Below are 18,003 nucleotides of genomic sequence, written 5' to 3'. Positions count from 1 at the left end.
GATGGGCACATCGGCCATACCGAAGGACCTAGGGCATGCGACCGAAGACATCGTCAGCAACCGCTGCGTTTCAGCACCTTGGGGCGGTAAAGATCCTTTGATCACTTCGTCACCGATCAGGCCATGTCCGGTCAGTATCTGCCCTCTTGGCGGCGAACCGTAAATCGCAGAGAAAGTGAAGCAGTGAGTGCGCCTGCGGCCGACCGAAAGCTAGTCCCGACTGACGCGCCAGATGACGTTGCCGACATCGTCGGCAACGAGCAGGGCGCCTTCCTTGTCAATCGCAACGCCCACAGGGCGGCCCATGGCTTTGCCATGGTCGATGAAGCCGGTGAGGACATCTTCGGGCGGGCCGCTCGGTTTGCCGTTTTTAAAGGGGACGAAAATCACCTTGTAACCGCTGGGGACGCTTCGGTTCCACGAACCATGCTGGCCGACGAATGCGCCGTTTGCAAACCTGGGCCCAAGCGTCGCCCCTTTGGAAAATGTGAGGCCCAGCGAGGCGGTATGAGCGCCAAGGGCATAATCGGGTTTCACGGCCTTGGCGACGAGGTCAGGCCGTGGCGGTCGCACGCGGCTATCGACGTTCTGGCCAAAATAGCTGTAGGGCCAGCCATAAAAGGCACCATCGCGCACTGACGTCATATAGTCGGGCACCAGGTTGTCGCCGATTTCGTCGCGTTCGTTGACCGCGACCCAGAGCCTTCCGCTCTCTGGGTTCCACGAAAGCCCGTTGGGATTGCGAAGGCCAGAGGCAAAGACGCGGGTGCGGCCGCTTGCCTTGTCTACCTCGAGCACCGCGGCACGGTTCTTTTCGGCCGCCATGCCATTTTCCGCAACATTGCTGTTGGACCCAACTGTCACGTAGAGCTTGCGGCCGTCCGGGCTCGCGATCACATCCTTGGTCCAATGGTGGTTGAGTTCTCCGGCCGGCAGGTCGGTGATCTTCTGTGCCGCCGTGCGAGCATGCGTCTGCCCGTTTGAATAGGCAAAGGCGATGAGTGCATCCGTGTTGGCGACGAAGAGCTTGCCGTCGGACAACGTCATCCCGAAAGGCGAGTCGAGACCTTGAGCGAAGGTTCTGCGCATCTCAGCTACCCCGTCGCCATTGCTGTCGCGAAGCAGTGTGATGCGGTTTGCGCTTTTGGTGGCGGCGCCCGCCTGCTTCATCGCCAGGCCCATGAACACCTTCTTGAGACTGAACCCCTCGTCGTGTTCTGCCGGAGCATTGCTCTCGGCCACGAGGACGTCGCCATTCGGAAGCACGTGCAGCCACCGCGGGTGGTTAAGACCTGCCGCAAAGGCATCGACCTTTAGGCCTTTGGCTGGCAGCGGAGTTCCCCGCTTTCCCCACCCGACCGCCGTGGCAACGTTGACGGTCGGGATGATCGATGGTTTTGGTTCGGGCAGGGTCGGATTGAAACCGTAGCCGATTTCTTTCCCATTGCCCGGAGATTGTTGCACCGAGTGGCCCGCGCAGCCCGCCATCATCGTGCTGACACCGAGGGCAACGACGACTATTCGCGGAACATGGAGCCACATGGGATGTCCTCGGCAGGGCATCGCGACCTGCAAATATAGGACGCGATGCAGTGTCACATTATTCCATTCACATCAAATTGAGCACCGCCGACGGAGTGACCTCGCCGTTTTGCCGATGGTATCAGCCATGCGCGCGCCCCGAAGACCCATGGGAAGCGGCGTACCGGTCGTCGAGTCTCTTGATGTCTGATGTTCAAGTTCGGCATTGACCTCGGCACCCACGATCAACAGCGCAACGGATAACCAGAGCCATATCAGGAACCCGACGAGCCCACCGAGCGCTCCGTAACTGGCCGCATAGTCGGCAAGATTGTTGAGATACCAGGCATAGCCCAGAGACATTGCGACCCAGGTGGCCGTCGCAAAGATTGATCCCCAGGTCAACCAGCGGATTTTTGCCGGCTGCCGACTGGGGCCAACCCGGTAAATTACAGCCGAGCCCATCAAAGCCGCGATGACCACAAGTGACCTGCCCGTGACGAGGATCATGGTTTCGTTTGTCGGATCAAGCGACGTCATTTTGAGGACCGTTGGCAACGCGGCGGCAACACCAATCATGAGAACAAGCGCCATCATCGCGCAGAGCGTGAAAACGATGGCAATGAGGTTGAGCCTGACATACCCGCGCTTCTCGACCTCCTGATAGGCGACGTTCATCGCATCGAAGAGCGCGAGCGTACCGTTTCGAGCGCTCCAAAGAGCAATGGCGAAACCGATAAAAAAAGCGAAGCTCAAAGTTGCGTCCCGCATGTGCACGAGTGCGAGGAGCTGTGTTGCCAGAATGTCGAAGGCGCCAGGTGGAAGAACATAAGCAAGGGATCTCAAGTGCTCGGCAATATCGACCGGATCCGCGAGCAATCCGTAAAGCGCGACGATCGCTCCCAATGCGGGGAACAGCGCCAAGAGGAGATAGAAAGTCACGCCGGCGGCAACAAAGGCCACACGGTCGTTTGATACTTCCTGCACCACGCGCCATGCGACGTCGTAGAGACCCTTGGGTGGAATTTCCTCGGGAACCTCGGCGTTGCGGCCGCGATCTTGATCGAGTGTCTCGCGCGCGTGACCGAGGGCCTCTCCCCGCATCGCACCCTGGGTGTCTCGGTTCACTTGCAGCAGCCAAAGTGCGATCGCCGCGACCGCGAAAATGCCGACGGCGATTTGCCGATCGGTGGTCTGGGATTTCAAACGCATCGACAACGGGTACCGTCCTTTTCGGTCCAGCTCAAAGCTTCAGCGTGGCCGCAAAAAAGCGCTCCAGACATATCCGACGACACCAGCCGCAATCAGAGCCGAGAAGAGGTGGTGCCTGATCCTGTTGTCCGCCATCTGCTTGACGGCGGTCGCCTCGAGAATGGTCAGTCTTGAGCTGCCGGCAGCGATCGCGGCCAGTTCGGTGCGAAGCTTGTTCACCTCCGAACGCAAGGCCACCAACTGGACTTCTCGATTGTCGTAGGAAGACCGAATATCGATATCAGCCTTCGTCGGCTGATCTGTCTCGTCCAGTGGCGTTTCGGTCAATTCGAGTGGTTCATAGTCTGGTGGGTCGCGTGTCGGATCCGTCATGTGGTTCAGTCCTCCGTGGGATCCTTGTCAACCATGAAGGACGGTCATTGTTCCACCGTCGCGTCGCTCGACTGCCGTGATACTTGCTTGGCTGGCGTGGGGACGCGTCACGGCGGGAGCATCGAAGTTTCCAATGCGACCGTCAGGTCCCAGGCCGTCTTTTCGGGCGGAAATTCCCATCGCCTCGAGATGGTGGGCGACCCGTGCGGTCGCAGATTTGACGGCCGGCATGGCTTGCTGCGCCGTCGGCCGGCCGTTGCCGCCGCTGCCACCCGTTATCTCCGCGAAAGGAGTGTATTCCTCAAATGACACGCGCGAACCGGGCGGAGCAACGATCGCCAATTCGCGATGCGCCGGGGATTTCGAGCAGTCGTGGTCGCGGTTGGCGTTTGAGCAAAGCTTGCGGACGAGGTCACATTACCTTTCACCTTCGGTGCTTTCCGCCTGGTTCCATCCGCTTTGCAGATTGGCATCGACTTCGCATACCAAGCCTTCAGGGCGATAGGTGATCTTGACCTTTCCGTTCAACTCGGCCGCCAAGAGCGTCTTGATGAGACGTGAACCAAAGCCGGAACGTGATGGCTCCTTGACCGCTGGACCGCCCGATTCCGACCAGCGCAAAGTCAGTCGCCCTGGCGCATCCGCATGAAGCGACCACGCGATCGAGACCCTTCCTTCAGCTGTCGAGAGGGCACCGTACTTGGCGGCATTTGTCGCCAGTTCATGGAGTGCAAGTGAGACAGATATGACCACGCGTGGCGACAGTTGGACCTTCGGCCCTGAAATTTCAAATCGCTCAGGCGGGAACGGGGCGAGCGACTGTTCGATAACCGCGCGCAACTCGGCCTCCTCCCAGGTTCCCCGCATAAGGAGGTCATGTGCTCGTGCCATCGAAACGATCCGCGCTTCGAACCCTTGTAGTTCAGATGGGTCAATCACGCTGGCGCCCAGCGTTTGGCGAGCGATCGCAAGGACCGTTGCAAACAGGTTCTTCACGCGATGATTGAGCTCGCCGACGAGAACGGTCTGAAGGCGTTCAGTCTCCTTGCGAGCCGTTATGTCGTGAGCGAGCTTCGAAGCTCCAACAATGCTGCCATACGCATCGTAGATAGGCGACACGGACAGGAGCACGTCGACGGTTCGACCATCCTTGTGAAGTCTTTTGGTCTCATAGGGTTCGACCTTCAGGCCGGCGCTCACCTGGCGCAAGATAGCAGGCTCTTCGTCAATACGATCCTCCGGCACCAGCGTCATGATAGAGCGTCCGACAATCTCCTCTGCCAAATATCCATAGAGTCGCTCGGCGCCCCCGTTCCAACTCGTAATCCTCATCTTGAGGTCGATCCCAAGAATTGCATCGTTGGAAGAGGCGATGATGGCAGCGAGGCGCCGCTCGACCTCCTGGGCCCGTTTGCGTTCGGTAACGTCGACGATGACGGCGGCGGCCCGTTGAAACCCGCCCTGTTTGTCGCGCAGCACGGAAACAGAGTTCGTTACCCATACGAGCCCTCCGTCCTTTCGCACGTAGCGCTTTTCCATTTCGAAGCTGTTGCCGTTCTGCGTCATTTCGTAAAACAGCCGGGCACTCTCCGCCATGTCCTCGGGAAACGTGATGTCGTGAACCCGCATCGTCAGCAGCTCGGCTTCGCTATAGCCGACGATGTCGCAGAAGCGACTGTTGACAAGGAGGAAGCGGCCCTTGAGGTCGGTCTGGGCGATGCCGGCAGCCGATTGCGAGAAGATCGCACGCAATTGTGCCTCGCTCGCCTGCAGGGCGCTCTCGAACCTTACGCGCTCGGTCGTCTCGTTGACGATGCAAAAAACGCCCCGCACGGCCTTGTTCTCGTCGCGCACGGGCGAATAGGAGATGTCGAAATAGACGGTTTCTGGATAGCCATGTCGTTCGATGTAAAAAGGCCGGTCCTTCGCCACGACCGTTTCGCCGCCGTCAAGAACACGACGAAGTAGCGGTTCGAGATCGCTCCAGAGCTCGCCCCAGTTCTCCCGGGCCGGCCGCCCAAGCGCGCGAGGATGCTTGTCTCCGATCGTCGGAGCATAGGCATCGTTATAAAGAGCGATGAACTCTTCACCCCAAAACAAGACGATCTGGGCTTGGGCCGGCAACATGATGTTGACGGCGGCCTTGAGGCATGGCGGCCAGTCTTTGGCAGGGCCAAGAGGACTGCCCTCCCAGTGATGTGCCTCGATCAAGCGGGCCATCTGATTGGACGCAGCGGTGGTGTTGATGCTCTCCAGTTGATCTCTCCTCATAAGGGCGGCAAACATACTTCAACCCTTTGAGAAATCTGCGTCAATAGCGAACTGTTTGGGGGGCGGGGCTCCAGCGCCAGGCTTTGGCATCCACGCTTCGTCGAGGCTGTAATCTGGCGGAAAAGACCATTCAGGCGCCCTGCGATCGAAGTCTCGGCCTGAACTAAAACTTGATAGAGCCCTGGGCCAGGGACGCTCGTACCCTGGCGTGCACCGGCACCTGCAGGTAGCGCTGAATGAGGTCAGGTGACGCCTCCTTGCCATGATGCTGCATCATCTCAAACAACAGGATCCGATCCCCATCGAACCGTTCATGTGCCACCAGCCGGCCCGCAGCGATGACACCGCTTTTTATGACGCGACAGTAGAATCCGGGACGGCCGGCTGCCAGATATCTCTTCGCAAAGGCAGGGTCGCCCAGCCGCTCGCTCAAGATGCGGCACGGCATTCTTGGCGCCGTCGCCTCAAGAATGGCATTTCCGATTAAGAAACGGTCTCCGACGGCGACGTTCCGATTGTCCAGCCCATCGATGCAGAGGTTTTCACCAAACGCCCCGTAGCTGATGTTTTGGCCCAAGGCGTCTTCCCACCAGAGGCGGGTGATGTTGCCTTCCACACACACCGCCTGTTCGGGTCCGCCATGGTGTTTGCGGTTGCAGACGGTATCGCCTTCAAGCCCCTCAGGCCCTACCGAAACCGCGCTCATGACAGGATGTTTGTTGATGCCTGTCGGCGTCTTCTTGCCGAGGCGCAGCTGAGGGTTTCCCACGCAGACAGCCAGCACCCTCATTCGTCCTCTTCCTTCGAATTTCGGTTTCGCGCTAAAGTAGGGCGACCATCGCAGCAACGGTTATGATCGCCAGTACCGCCAGAACAGTATCCAAAAGGATCATACGGCTGATATTTCGATGCGCTCGAGACATGGCGTCACCTCATCATCTGGTTTCAATCTCACCGCAGTTTCGTGACCTGGCCTTCCGAAATAGCCTTGATAAACGCGTCCCTGGCCATATCCCAAGGGTAATCGCCAAGCATTGCATCGGTGCATTTGTTGAGCGCTTCTGTATAGGCCACCCCGTGATCCACGGGCCAGCAGTCGCTCAGCAAGTTCGCCGCTTGAGCGGGTGTCCAAACAATCTGAACCCCGTCGAGCGCAGGGAGCTGGATGATGACGCATTCGTTCCAGGTTTCTAACATCGACCCTTCCTTTGTGGTTGAGATAACGAGGGGCGGGTCCGATCGTTCCCAAACGTCGCCCGTGTGAACGTGGGCGATCGGGGTAGGCCCACATGTTCGACGTTCGGAACTTGAAATGGTCCTTGGGGGTTATAAGGAACAGGTGATGCGCCCGTCGCCCAACTGTGGGCTCGAACGCGCCGCCCTTGCCATCGGCGAGGAGAACATGTCGGATAACCGTCACTTCTTTTCCAGATTTGCCACGTCCGTTGCGGATCTTTCTGGCAAGCCGAGCACATTCGTGGCTGCCGTCGTCGTTGTTCTTCTGTGGGCGATCGCCGGCCCGTTTTTTTGGCTTCAGTGACACGTGGGAACTCGTCATCAACACAGGTACGACGATCATTACCTTTTGATGGTGTTCGTCCTCCAGAACTCTCAAAATCGTGATGGGAAGGCGATGCAAGCAAAGCTCGACGAGCTCATTTTGGCATCGAAAGCCCGAAACGAGTACGTCGGCATCGAGAAGCTGGACGAACAGGAACTAAAATCCCTGATCAAGGCCCTTGACAAAGCGGCAGAGGGTTCGGGACAGAACCTTCAAGACCGATCCGGCCCTGTGGCTGGCCGGACATAGTGGTCATTTGCCAGATCGGCGTGCCGCCTCCGCTTCATCCGCGTCTATCCCGAAGAGAAATTCTCCCCCTTCGCCTCGCACGCGAACGAGCCAGCCCGACGCGACCTCTCCGCTCTCCTTCAGGTCGCCCAAGAGATCTACCGCTGAGCGAAGCGCCTCTTCTCGCGCCGCTTTAAGACTCGGCATCCTCGACGGGGGAGTTTGTGTGCTGCCCTCGCCATCGCGGTACTCGTATATGTACATCTGATCCTCATTTCCGTCGCTGATCGCGGCAATGGAGATCTCGTCGAAATTGCCGTTGCTCTGCGCGTCGTAGTCGTTGAGCGCAGTCTTGTACCTCGCGGTCTCGATGAGCACATTTTTCGCCCGCTCGATTGCCTGCGGATCATCTTCCGGATAGACGGCATTCGCCATATCGACCAAGACTGAGGCGCCATCTTTGCCATTGAATACCACGCGGATGACAGTCTCTCCGCTCTGGGCGAATACGCGTTCAACGTGAACGCCAACTATCTCCATGTTAACGGCTCCTGTTGACCGCGGCCACTTGGGCTGCCTCCTGAACTCGACAACGTGATTTTCAGATACATTAATCGCGATGGAGCCTCGTTGTTCCCAAGCGACGGGATGGTCGGCTTTGTTGCGACCGAGACGGAAAGATCAAACAACGCTTCGATTGCGGAACACTCGACGGCGTGGCCGGTTTGGTCAGGTCTCGCATCGAGCGAGAATTCAGCAAACGAAGGAGCCGATACATGCCCAATCAAGCTCGCGACCAAAACGGTCAAAAATCAAAAGCCGGACAGTCTGCCAAACCCGCGGCAAAGTCGTCCAAATCTGCGGAAGGCTCGAAAGGAAGCTTCAAGGACGATAAAGAGAAGGCCGCGGAGGCCGGCCGAAAGGGCGGCAAGGCCTGAATGTTCAAGCGGGCACCGGCGCGCGTCAACTCTCGGTGCCCGCTTTGATTCAGCAAGTGGATGTCCACTCCCAGGCAACCGAAATCCAGGCCCCGAGGAACGTTTTTATTGCAGCGGAATTCCCTTATGAGGTCGCAGGCCGTGTCAAGCGGACACGATGGAGATGGAGAACATCAGGATTTTTCCGCTTTCTCCTTTTGGCCAACGCAATGGCAGTCGAGCTCCCCACCCATCCGGCCTGCGACCGTCGCTGTGAGTTTGGGGAGGAATGCCGCTGGCAATTGATCGAAGCCTTCGTACTGGATCCCTTCATCGGAATGACGAATGCGCGAAGCGTACGATCTGCTCTCTAAGGGAGGGTTCCGCCACGCGCCGTGCCGCTTCACGATAGTCGAACCAGGCGAGCTTTCGCTCGTCCTTCTCCGGAAAGTTTCTGACAAGGCGAGACACTTCAAGCGCGTGAATCTGCACTCTGCAGGAAATCCGGACGCCCGTGTCCAGGCGTTTTCGGTAGGCGTAGTGGCCAAGGGCAGCCCTCTGGCACGTTCCTTTTACCCCGGCCTCCTCGAAGGCCTCACGTGCTGCAACCTCGTGAGCGCGTTTTCCTTTCATGGGCCAACCTTTCGGAATGACCCAGCGGCCCGTGTCGCGGCTCGTTATCAGAAGGATTTCGAGAGTATGGCCGGGAAAATGCCTGTAGCACAATGCCGCGTATTGCAGTCGCGGCGGACGGCGAAGCATCAGCTGCACGTCGGCAAAAACCCTGTGCAGCAAGGCCATGGTCTGAAATCTCCCTTGTTGCAATTGAACGTGCCATTTGCCTCAGACGGGAACGGCGAGGCAGGCAGTTTGGTTCCGTTGCCGCCAGCTGATCAGCGGGTGGCTCAGTCTCCGGTCGGGGCCGGCCGGAACCCCAGTCCAATCGACGAGTTTAAGAGGTAATCGCCTTATGAGGATTGTCCGATGACCGATCGCCTGACCATGCAAGATCCCCGAACGCAATATCCTGCACCGCCATTCGACCCACAGCCTCAATCGATGCCAGGTCTCGTTGGCAAGATGCATCCGAGGCCCGATCACGGTGAGCAGTCCTACAAAGGTTCAGGTCGCCTGAAAGGACGCAAGGCCCTGATCACCGGTGGAGACTCAGGGATCGGACGGGCTGCGGCAATAGCGTTCGCACGTGAAGGCGCTGATGTCGCCATTTCCTATCTCCCCGACGAGGAGCCGGATGCGAAAGAGGTTCTCGAATTGATCGAGGAGGAGGGACGAAAGTCCCTGGCGCTTCCTGGCGACATAAAGGAGGAGAGCTGGTGCCGCGAGTTGGTCGCGCGCACGCTTTCGGAGTTCGGCGGCATCGATATCCTCGTGATCAATGCTGCTCGTCAACAGTTTCGAAAAGACGTGTCGCTTGTGACGTCGGAGGATTTCGATGCCACGTTGAAGACCAATCTCTACGCGCTCCACTGGATCGCCCAGGCGGCCGAACCGCACCTGCCGCCCGGCGCCTCCGTCATCACCACCGCTTCCATCCAGGCGTATCAGCCGTCACCAATCCTCCTCGATTACGCCACAACCAAGGCCGGCATCGTCGCTTATACCAAGGCGCTCGCCAAGCAACTGATCGACAAAGGTGTGCGGGCCAACGTCGTCGCTCCTGGCCCCTTCTGGACGGTCCTGCAGCCGAGCGGCGGTCAGCCGGACGAGAAGGTCGAAAATTTCGGTAAGGACAGCGACTTCGGCCGGCCCGGTCAACCGGTCGAGCTGGCGCCGATCTTCGTGTTTCTCGCTTCGCAGGAAGCAAGCTTCATCAACGGCGAGGTCTATGGCGCCACCGGCGGAAAAGGCGTCGACTGATGCGAAAGCGGCCGGCGCAGATATGGAGGCGCCTACCGGTCCTCAACAGGATGTGAGGTCATGCCGATGACGAAAGACAGATTGTCGGTCTACAGGGACAAGCGCGATTTCCGCCAAACGCGGGAACCGAGTGGTGAACGAGGGGTCGCATCGTCAAATCAGCCGCGCTTCGTCATCCAGAAGCACGACGCGAGCCGACTGCACTATGATCTAAGGCTTGAACTGGACGGCGTCTTCAAGTCGTGGGCGGTTGCCAAGGGACCCTCTCTCGATCCGAATGACAAGCGCCTCGCGATCGAGGTCGAGGATCACCCGCTGGACTATGGCGACTTTGAAGGAACGATCCCGAAGGGCCAATACGGTGGCGGAACGGTGATGCTGTGGGATCGGGGTCATTGGGACTACGAAGGGGACGACAGCCCCGAGGAGGCCCTGGAGAAGGGTGATTTCAAATTCTCACTGGAGGGAAAGCGCCTGAAGGGCAGTTTCGTTCTCGTTCGGATGCGCAACGACCGACACGGCGGTAACCGGGCAAACTGGTTGCTGATCAAGCACCGTGACGATTTTTCGGTCAAGAGAAATGGCGCAAAACTACTGGAGGAGCACGCAACCTCCGTCGCTTCCGGCCGAAAGATGGAGGAGATCGCCAACGGCAAAGGACGCAAACCGAGCGCCTTCATGATGGCCAATGCTGCGGTCGAGGCGGACGCCGTCTGGGACAGTCGCCAAGGATTGGCGGCAGCCGAGCGCAACAAGAAGCCGCGCGCGCGGGTCAAGACGCCGGCGAAAGGCGCTATCCCCGAATTTATCGCACCGCAACTCTGCCAGACAGTCGAGCGTCCGCCGCCCGGCGACAAGTGGCTGCACGAGATCAAGTTCGATGGCTACCGCATCCAGCTGCGCGTGGCTGATGGCGTGGCGACGCTGAAAACACGAAAGGGGCTTGATTGGACGGCCAAATACTCCGAAATCGCCAAGGCCGCGTCTGACTTGCCCGACTGCATCATCGACGGCGAAATCTGCGCGCTCGATGAAAACGGTGCACCGGATTTCTCCGCCCTCCAGGCGGCACTGTCCGAGGCAAAGACCGGCAACCTCGTCTACTTCGCCTTCGACCTTTTGTTTGATGGCGATGAGGATTTGCGAGCGGACCAACTGGTCGATCGGAAGCAACGCCTTAAGACAGTGCTCGATGAACACGGGCAAAATCCTCGCCTCCGCTTTGTCGAGCATTTCGAGACGGGTGGAGATGCTGTGCTTCGCTCCGCCTGCAAGCTCTCCCTGGAGGGGATCGTATCGAAGCAGACGGACGCACCTTATCAGTCGGGGCGGGGAGAGACCTGGGTCAAATCCAAATGCCGGGCGGGCCACGAGGTGGTGATCGGCGGATACGCCAGGACCAACGGCCGCTTCCGGTCTCTGCTCGTCGGCGTCTACCGGGGAGATCATTTTGTGTATGTCGGTCGAGTTGGAACTGGATTTGGGGCAAGCAAGGTTTCGAGCCTGCTTCCCAAGCTGAAGGAAAAGGAAGTCGCGCGATCCCATTTCACGGGCATCGGCGCACCGAAGGGCGGCAATGATGTCGTCTGGCTGAAACCGGACCTGGTTGCGGAAATCGAGTTCGCCGGGTGGACGGCCGACGGGCTTGTGCGGCAGGCTGCGTTCAAGGGTCTTCGGGAAGACAAGCCCGCTGGGGAGGTGGAAGCAGAAAGACCGGCCCCGCCGCAAAGCACGCATACGCCCAGCCCAAAGCCGAAGTCCAAGGCGGTCCCGACCCGGAAAGGGCAGAAGGCAGAAATCTTGGGCCTCCTCCTTTCCAGCCCGGACAAGCCGCTTTGGCCGGACGCTGCAGATGGCCATCCTGTTACGAAGGAAGACCTTGCTCGATACCACGAGGCAGTTGGTTCCTGGCTCATTCCTCATGTTAGAGGCAGGCCCTGCTCCATCATCCGAGCCCCGGATGGAATTGCCGGGGAGACGTTCTTCCAGCGCCACGCCATGCCCGGCACCTCGAACCTTCTCGAGCTTGTCGAAGTCTTTGGTGACAAGAAGCCGTACCTTCAGATTGATCGCGTTGAAGGATTGATCGCGGTTGCACAGATTGGCGGCCTCGAACTTCATCCCTGGAACTGTGAGCCCGGCCATCCCGAAGTGCCCGGGCGCCTGGTCTTCGATCTCGACCCGGGACCCGATGTGCCATTTTCCGCGGTCGTTTCGGCGGCAAGGGAAATGCGCGACCGGCTCCATGATTTCGGGCTTGTCGGGTTCTGCAAGACGACGGGAGGCAAGGGGCTTCACGTCGTGACGCCACTTTCGGTTCGCAATCGCAAGTCGCCGACCTGGGCTGAGGCAAAGAGCTTTGCGCACGACGTCTGCGAGCAGATGGCTATGGACAGTCCGGACCTTTACCTGATCAAGATGTCGAAAAGCCTGCGAAAAGGGCGCATCTTTCTCGACTATCTACGCAACGATCGCATGGCGACGGCCGTTGCGCCATTGTCGCCGCGCGCAAGAGCAGGCGCCACGGTTTCGATGCCGTTGAACTGGACGCAGGTGAAGGCAGATCTCGACCCGACGCGTTTTACCGTCCGCACGGTGCCGGCGCTCATTGTAAAGAGCACTGCTTGGGAAGATTACGGCGCCAGCGAGAAGCCGCTGGAACAGGCAATCGAGAGACTCGGAAAGGCGCGGGCAGCCGCGTGATACCCGTGATGAAAGCCGAAGACGATATCAACACCAAGAACGTGGAGAACGTGCCGATTGGTGCATCGACCGATCTTCCACATGATCGGGTCACCGTCGAACGATTTCGCGAGACATTTCCGCGTGCGCGCTGGAGTGACCGCCTGAAGGCCTGGTTCGTGCCGGGTCGGACGGCCGAGCGCCGGATCAACCGCTGGCTTGCAAAGATCGAGGCCGAGCAGGACCATTTTGCCGACGACAAGGGGCGCGACGCCTTTGCGTTTGAGCCGATCGAAAGCCCATATCTTGTGGCCGGACCTTTGGCCCTGGAGATCCGCACGCCCTATTCCAAGTCTGTCGTCAACGACATCCGCGAAATACCGTTTGCGCGATGGGACCCCGATCGCCGTCTTTGGACGGTCCCCTACCGTGCGCTTTCTGAACTTCGGCAACGCTGGCGAGCGATCGAATCTGCAGCCAAACACAGCGAGCCGGAGGCAAGGAAAGAGCGGATGGAGGCGCGCAAAGGGACGAGAGAGGAGAAAGCATCAAAGGCGCGCGCCAGCGAAAGAAGACGCAAGCGGTATCCAATCCCCTTGGATGATCTGCCGCCGTTCGAAAGCGCGATCGCGACCCATTGGGGAGTGGTGTTCTTCAATGGCTCGGATGGGGAATTTGCGGATGGGCAGACGATCAACGCGTTCTATTTTCCGACCAGGGACGCTGAGGGTTATATCTGGGCCACGTGGCGCCCGGGGTCGCTCGAGGAACTGATTGCGACGTGGCCCGCGAAGGCGCCGCCCATGGCGGCCGAACTCAAGCGGGGGTGGTGGTTTCCGACGATCGAGGAATTGCGCGTCGCGCGTCGGGCGGCCCGCTCGAAACTCAACGCCAACAAGCGCAGAAGCGAAAAGAGCAGCGCCGGTGGATAGCCGGCAAGGGGCACTTGAGTGGTCCCAGCCGTTGCGGCCGATCACTCCTCGCGAGTTGGTCGGGTGCTAGTGCGGCAAATGGATTGCAACCGGGCATCCGTTCGACGGCGTGCGCCCTGGCGCCAAAACCCATGCTGTCATTTGCGCCTTCGCTTTTCGGCCGCGACCGATTTCTTGAGAGCGTCCATGATGCTGATGACATTGCTCGGTTCCGATGGCGCGCCCGAAGTTCCAGGCTTTGACTTTGCTGGCTTTTTCAAGCCCTTCTTCTTGGCAGCGATGATATCCGCCAAACGCTCCTGAACCGGATCGGCGACCATCTCAGCGCTCCAGTCCTTCGTCATCTTTTTGATCAGTCGCTGGACGAGTGGCATCATGTCCGGATCGGCCTTCTCGTTATTCGCCGCCGTCAAATACTGGTCTTCGTCGCGAACCTCGTCGCCATAGCGCAACGTCCAAAGCACGATGCCCTTGCCACGGGGTTCAAGCATGACAGCGCGCTCGCGACGCGAAATGACCAGCCGCGAAATTCCGACCATCTTCTGGGCCTCCATCGCATCGCGGATCACCGAAAAGGCCTCCTCTCCAACCGGTTCATTGGGAGAGAGGTAGTATGGGGTGTCAAGCCAGATCCACTCGATGCTGTCACGCGGCGTGAAGGTCGAGATATCGATGGTTTTGGTCGTGTCGAGCGCGACGTTCTCCAGTTCCTCGTCCTCGAGAATGACGTAGTCGTCTTCACCGCGCTGATATCCCTTGACCTCGTCTTCCTCCTTGATGTCCTTTCCGGTTATTGCGTCAACGAACTGGCTGACGACCCGGTTCTCGGTCTTGCGATTGAGCGTGTGAAACCGGATCCTCTCATTGTCTGTCGTCGCAGGCATCATCTGAACCGGGCAGGTCACAAGCGAGAGTTTCAGATAGCCTTTCCAATAGGGGCGAACGGCCATGGGGCAGTCTCCTCTTCAACTCGCGCGGCGCGACGGGTTGGCCCGCTTGCCCGTTGCAGACGCCTTTGTTGCCTTGCGCTTGGAGGCGCCGGTTTTGGCGTTGGCCGCCTTGCGCTTCGACTTCGGTGGCTTGGCCGAGGACAGATCAGCGCTTTCGCGCAGCGCCTTCAGCAAGTCACCCGGTTTGGATGCGGAAGGCGTCTCCTTCTTTGGAAGCGAGCGGCCCTCGCTTTTCGCCGTCACCAGTTCGGCAACGGCTGCCTCGTAGCGATCGTCGAAAGCGCTGGGGTCAAAGCTGCCCTTCTTGGTGCGGATGATGTGCTCAGCGAGTTCGAGCATTTCTCCCTTGATCTTGAGGTCGGGAAGCTCTTCGAACGCCTCGGTTGGGGACCGAACCTCATAGTCGAAATTCAAGGTCGCAGCGATCAGGCCCTTTCCGTGGGGACGGATAAGCACAGAGCGGATGCGGCGAAAGAGAACTGTCCTGGCGATTGCGGCAACCTTTGCCTTCGCCATGCCGTCGCGAAGCAGCGCAAAGGGCTCGCCACACATTTTGTCCGGTGCCAGGTAGTAGGGCTCGTCGAGATAGGTCGCATCGATCTGCGCGCAAGGGACGAAGGCCTCGATGTTGAGGGTCTTGTCACTCTCCGGGACTACTGCGGCAACGTCCTCGGGTTCAAGCACGACGTCGCGCCCACCCTCGACCTCGTAGCCCTTCACCTGGTCGTCCGCCTCGACGACATCTCCGGTTTCACTGTCCACGAACTGACGCTTTACCCGATTGCCCGTTTTTCGATTGAGCGTATGAAAGCTGACGCGTTCTGACGAAGAGGCTGCCGTATAAAGGGCGACCGGGCAGGTCACCTGGCCGAACTTGATGTAGCCTTTCCAGTTGGCTCTCGGAGAAACCATGACGACCTCCTGACCTGGTCTAATCGTTCAACACGGTCGGCTGGCAAACGTTCCATGTCAGGACTATGAAGCGGGCTCGGTAATCGGCGTGTTCGTCGGTGTGCAAAGAGTAGTCGGCCCCGCGTGGGGCCGAATTCCAGGTGGTCAGTCGATCGCTTAACGCAGGCTTTGCAAGCGAATACGCTCCTTCTCGACCTCGTCCACCGTGTAGGGATCGAGCGTCTCATCGAAGCGTGTCCAGCCCTGTTCGCCATAGGAGGCGCGGCGCTGTTCGGGATCAACCCAGCTGCCCCGGCGCAAAACAGCCTGAGCATCTGCGTAGAGATCGTCGTCGACACGGGCGGTGACGACGGCGCCGCCGCGGCGCACGCCCTCAGCATAGACATGGGCATGCTCTTCCGGAACGCCCGATTCCGTCATCGCGCCGATGATACCGCCGGTGGCACCACCCGCGACAGCCCCTGCTGCTGCACCTGCTGCGGTGGCGGCAAGCCAACCGGCTGCTACCACCGGACCGACACCCGGGATGGCCATGACGCCGAGGCCCGTCAGCAGCCCACCAACGCCACCGATTGCAGCGCCGACACCCGCGCCGGTGCCCGCACCCTCGGCGGCGTTGCTTTCGTTTGCGGTCCCATAGCGGTCGCCAACGTTATTGGAAACGATGCTGATATCGTCCGATGGCACGCCGCGATCTTCAAGGGCACTGACTGCCGCGCGGGCGTCGGCATAATCGTCGAAAAGTCCGGTAACGGTTTTCATAAGGGATCTCCTCGAGAAATTAGTTGGCAACGATGTTGCCCTGATAATCGAGCGCGACTGCAACCGACTTTCCGTCCTTCATCGCAGTGGCACGCCAGACGCCGGTCTCGTCGAGTTTCAACCCCGTGATCTCGCTATAGCCGGCCTTCCCAAGGCGATCCTTGGCCTGCTCCTCGGTAAAGCTGTTGGAGCCGGCAACCGGTGCTGTCGGGTTGGTTGTGTCAGGTGTGGCGACCGCCGGCGTATCGCCATCCGTAGTGGCGGGAGGGGTTGCGGTTTGAGCAAGCGCGCCGAGGGTCGACGCGCCGAGGAATACCGCGGCGAGCAGCAGATTTTTCATGATGTGGTTCCTTGTTCTCAGCCCAAGAAGGCAGTGATCAAACTCAGCTGGAGCGTATTGGTTCCGCGGTGTTTTCGGTGAAACGGGCGCCCGGAGCCGTCGTGACTGACCCTTTTGGGCGGTCACGTGTTGGAACCACTGCATGGCGCAGACCGTTTCATGTTCATGATTGGTGCACGTGAGCAACAGGAGCGGAAGCTGGTCGCAATCTTGCGAGCTTCGGCGAGACTGCACTTCCCCGATGCCGACCAGGCAGATGCTGAGGTTGAGCGCGTCTTGCTTCTCGCAATCAGAGAAACTGAAGCCGGTCGTCGGCGACCTGACAGGAAGCGATGGCTCCTTCGAATGATGGATGTCCCCTCGTGAGATGCGGATGCGTGGGGGGAGACAGGGAGGTAGCGGTTGGGCCGATCTGTCCGACTACTGTTTGGAGGTCGTGCCCTTCTGCATCAGCATCTTGCATTTCCTCGATCCGGGGCCGTCGCTCGTCATCATCCTGGTCGGAGCAAAAAACAGATCAGAGAGGCAGAAGAGCAGCAGTTTCGTCGTCGAGCGAAGGCAGGGATCGCGACAATGACTGCGATGACGGAAGCCATTTCATTTCACACTTCACGCGTTCCACGATCGGAGCTTCTTCGATTGGTGGTGGTTCCCAGCACCGCTGTGGCGCAGCGGATCTTTTCTCGGTTTGGGCGCGGTCGAATTCATCTGACCAGGCTCCTTCCGCTTTTGACGCCAGCCCCGCGTTTCATCCATTGTTCCGCGGGAATGGAGGTCACTCACCGGAACAAAGGGCGTCTGAGACTGTTTGGCCCCCTGTCGATCAGTGCACGAGGAATAATATGATGACCCAGGCTGAAACAACGCGCGATCATGAAGAGATAAGACGTTGGGTGGAGGCGCGGAAAGGGCGTCCCTCAAGGATCAAGGGCGCGGCTGAAGACGGCATTTTGCGCATCGATTTCGGCGATCGGGACGAACATCTGGAGCCGATCTCGTGGGAAGAGTTTTTTCGGATTTTCGACCACAATCGACTGTCATTTCTGTACCAGGACAAGACGGCCGAAGGCGGCTTGAGCCGATTCAACAAGTTTGTCGATCGGACCTAAATCGATGTTGCGACCTGAAACATATTCGGGGGAGTTTGACGCGCTATTCGGGCTTAACCTGCTGGGTGGGCGACGTGCCGTTGGCACTATCAGGCTGCTCGGTGCTCCTGTCCGTCAGTTCGACCGCTCCCCATGCAAGCAGGACTAGAGCCAGGCTCGCTGCCAGAACCATGAAAACGCGTGCGCCCATACCAGCCTGGCGGGTTTCTGTCGCAGCGAAAGTTGCCCTTTTGGCATCGTGCGTCGCAGATCGCGGGTTGCTGCGTATTCCGATGATGCCGGACGGCTATTCCAATCTGAAGCCGGACAGGTATTCCGATCGCATACCGGACACGATTCCGATTTGAAGCCGGACA

The 18,003-nt window shown here is 59.2% G+C and carries 17 protein-coding genes and 1 pseudogene; 6 read left to right on the top strand and 12 right to left on the bottom strand.

Annotation, left to right across the window (positions count from 1 at the left end; translation table 11 throughout):
- Positions 1-210: 210 nt before the first annotated feature.
- The 6 genes from M2267_RS12655 to M2267_RS12630 form a co-directional block, all read right to left on the bottom strand.
- Positions 211-1,542, bottom strand: a complete 1,332-nt coding sequence (locus tag M2267_RS12655) for a PQQ-dependent sugar dehydrogenase (protein ID WP_429114833.1) — start codon at positions 1,540-1,542, stop codon at positions 211-213.
- A gap of 72 nt (positions 1,543-1,614) precedes the next feature.
- Positions 1,615-2,733 (bottom strand): YihY/virulence factor BrkB family protein, encoded by a 1,119-nt coding sequence (locus tag M2267_RS12650; RefSeq protein ID WP_429115101.1) that lies wholly within the window; start codon positions 2,731-2,733, stop codon positions 1,615-1,617.
- A gap of 39 nt (positions 2,734-2,772) precedes the next feature.
- On the bottom strand, positions 2,773-3,105 hold the full coding sequence (locus M2267_RS12645; RefSeq protein ID WP_429114832.1) for a hypothetical protein: 333 nt from the start codon (positions 3,103-3,105) through the stop codon (positions 2,773-2,775).
- A 417-nt stretch (positions 3,106-3,522) separates the two neighbouring features.
- Entirely contained in the window at positions 3,523-5,325 is a 1,803-nt protein-coding gene (locus M2267_RS12640) for a PAS domain S-box protein (RefSeq protein ID WP_429115100.1), read from the bottom strand.
- A gap of 214 nt (positions 5,326-5,539) precedes the next feature.
- Entirely contained in the window at positions 5,540-6,166 is a 627-nt protein-coding gene (locus M2267_RS12635; RefSeq protein WP_429114831.1) for an MOSC domain-containing protein, read from the bottom strand.
- Between the two features lie 161 nt (positions 6,167-6,327).
- Complete coding sequence (locus tag M2267_RS12630) at positions 6,328-6,573, bottom strand: DUF982 domain-containing protein (protein WP_429114830.1); 246 nt, start codon at positions 6,571-6,573, stop codon at positions 6,328-6,330.
- Positions 6,574-6,778: 205 nt separating this feature from the next.
- On the opposite strand from M2267_RS12630, the pseudogene M2267_RS12625 reads away from it, so the two are divergent.
- A pseudogene (locus M2267_RS12625) lies at positions 6,779-7,186 on the top strand (low affinity iron permease family protein).
- Between the two features lie 3 nt (positions 7,187-7,189).
- Here the strand turns inward: M2267_RS12625 and M2267_RS12620 are convergent.
- Positions 7,190-7,705 (bottom strand): DUF6894 family protein, encoded by a 516-nt coding sequence (locus M2267_RS12620; protein ID WP_429114829.1) that lies wholly within the window; start codon positions 7,703-7,705, stop codon positions 7,190-7,192.
- A gap of 236 nt (positions 7,706-7,941) precedes the next feature.
- Here M2267_RS12620 and M2267_RS12615 point away from each other — a divergent pair, with 236 nt between their 5' ends.
- Entirely contained in the window at positions 7,942-8,103 is a 162-nt protein-coding gene (locus tag M2267_RS12615) for a KGG domain-containing protein (RefSeq protein WP_429114828.1), read from the top strand.
- A gap of 309 nt (positions 8,104-8,412) precedes the next feature.
- Here M2267_RS12615 and M2267_RS12610 read toward each other — a convergent pair whose 3' ends face one another.
- Entirely contained in the window at positions 8,413-8,883 is a 471-nt protein-coding gene (locus tag M2267_RS12610) for an NUDIX hydrolase (RefSeq protein ID WP_429114827.1), read from the bottom strand.
- A gap of 183 nt (positions 8,884-9,066) precedes the next feature.
- Between M2267_RS12610 and M2267_RS12605 the strand changes: the two genes are divergently transcribed.
- The 3 genes from M2267_RS12605 to M2267_RS12595 all read left to right on the top strand — a co-directional run bounded on the left by M2267_RS12605 (position 9,067) and on the right by M2267_RS12595 (position 13,574).
- On the top strand, positions 9,067-9,960 hold the full coding sequence (locus tag M2267_RS12605) for an SDR family oxidoreductase (RefSeq protein ID WP_429114826.1): 894 nt from the start codon (positions 9,067-9,069) through the stop codon (positions 9,958-9,960).
- A 66-nt stretch (positions 9,961-10,026) separates the two neighbouring features.
- Entirely contained in the window at positions 10,027-12,663 is a 2,637-nt protein-coding gene (gene ligD, locus M2267_RS12600) for a DNA ligase D (protein ID WP_429115099.1), read from the top strand.
- 8 nt (positions 12,664-12,671) lie between these two features.
- Positions 12,672-13,574 carry a hypothetical protein gene (locus M2267_RS12595; protein ID WP_429114825.1) on the top strand — a complete coding sequence of 301 codons (903 nt, stop codon included), beginning with the start codon at positions 12,672-12,674 and terminating at the stop codon, positions 13,572-13,574.
- A 137-nt stretch (positions 13,575-13,711) separates the two neighbouring features.
- Here the strand turns inward: M2267_RS12595 and M2267_RS12590 are convergent, their stop codons facing one another.
- The 4 genes from M2267_RS12590 to M2267_RS12575 all read right to left on the bottom strand — a co-directional run bounded on the left by M2267_RS12590 (position 13,712) and on the right by M2267_RS12575 (position 16,538).
- The gene (locus tag M2267_RS12590; RefSeq protein ID WP_429114824.1) at positions 13,712-14,524 is read right to left on the bottom strand and encodes a Ku protein; all 813 of its coding nucleotides are present in this window, start codon (positions 14,522-14,524) and stop codon (positions 13,712-13,714) included.
- Positions 14,525-14,539: 15 nt separating this feature from the next.
- A complete protein-coding gene (locus M2267_RS12585) occupies positions 14,540-15,436 on the bottom strand; it encodes a Ku protein (protein ID WP_429114823.1) in 897 nt (298 codons plus the stop codon).
- A 156-nt stretch (positions 15,437-15,592) separates the two neighbouring features.
- A complete protein-coding gene (locus tag M2267_RS12580) occupies positions 15,593-16,198 on the bottom strand; it encodes a general stress protein (RefSeq protein WP_429114822.1) in 606 nt (201 codons plus the stop codon).
- 19 nt (positions 16,199-16,217) lie between these two features.
- Entirely contained in the window at positions 16,218-16,538 is a 321-nt protein-coding gene (locus tag M2267_RS12575; RefSeq protein ID WP_429114821.1) for a PepSY domain-containing protein, read from the bottom strand.
- An 845-nt stretch (positions 16,539-17,383) separates the two neighbouring features.
- On the opposite strand from M2267_RS12575, the gene M2267_RS12570 reads away from it, so the two are divergent.
- Positions 17,384-17,647, top strand: a complete 264-nt coding sequence (locus tag M2267_RS12570; protein ID WP_429114820.1) for a hypothetical protein — start codon at positions 17,384-17,386, stop codon at positions 17,645-17,647.
- Positions 17,648-18,003 lie beyond the last annotated feature (356 nt).

The sequence above is a fragment of the Ensifer sp. KUDG1 genome, assembly GCF_050434285.1.
In the GTDB taxonomy this organism is placed as follows: domain Bacteria; phylum Pseudomonadota; class Alphaproteobacteria; order Rhizobiales; family Rhizobiaceae; genus Ensifer.
The sequence above is the reverse complement of the archived record's forward strand: the minus strand, read 5'-3'. Positions and strand labels throughout refer to the sequence as shown.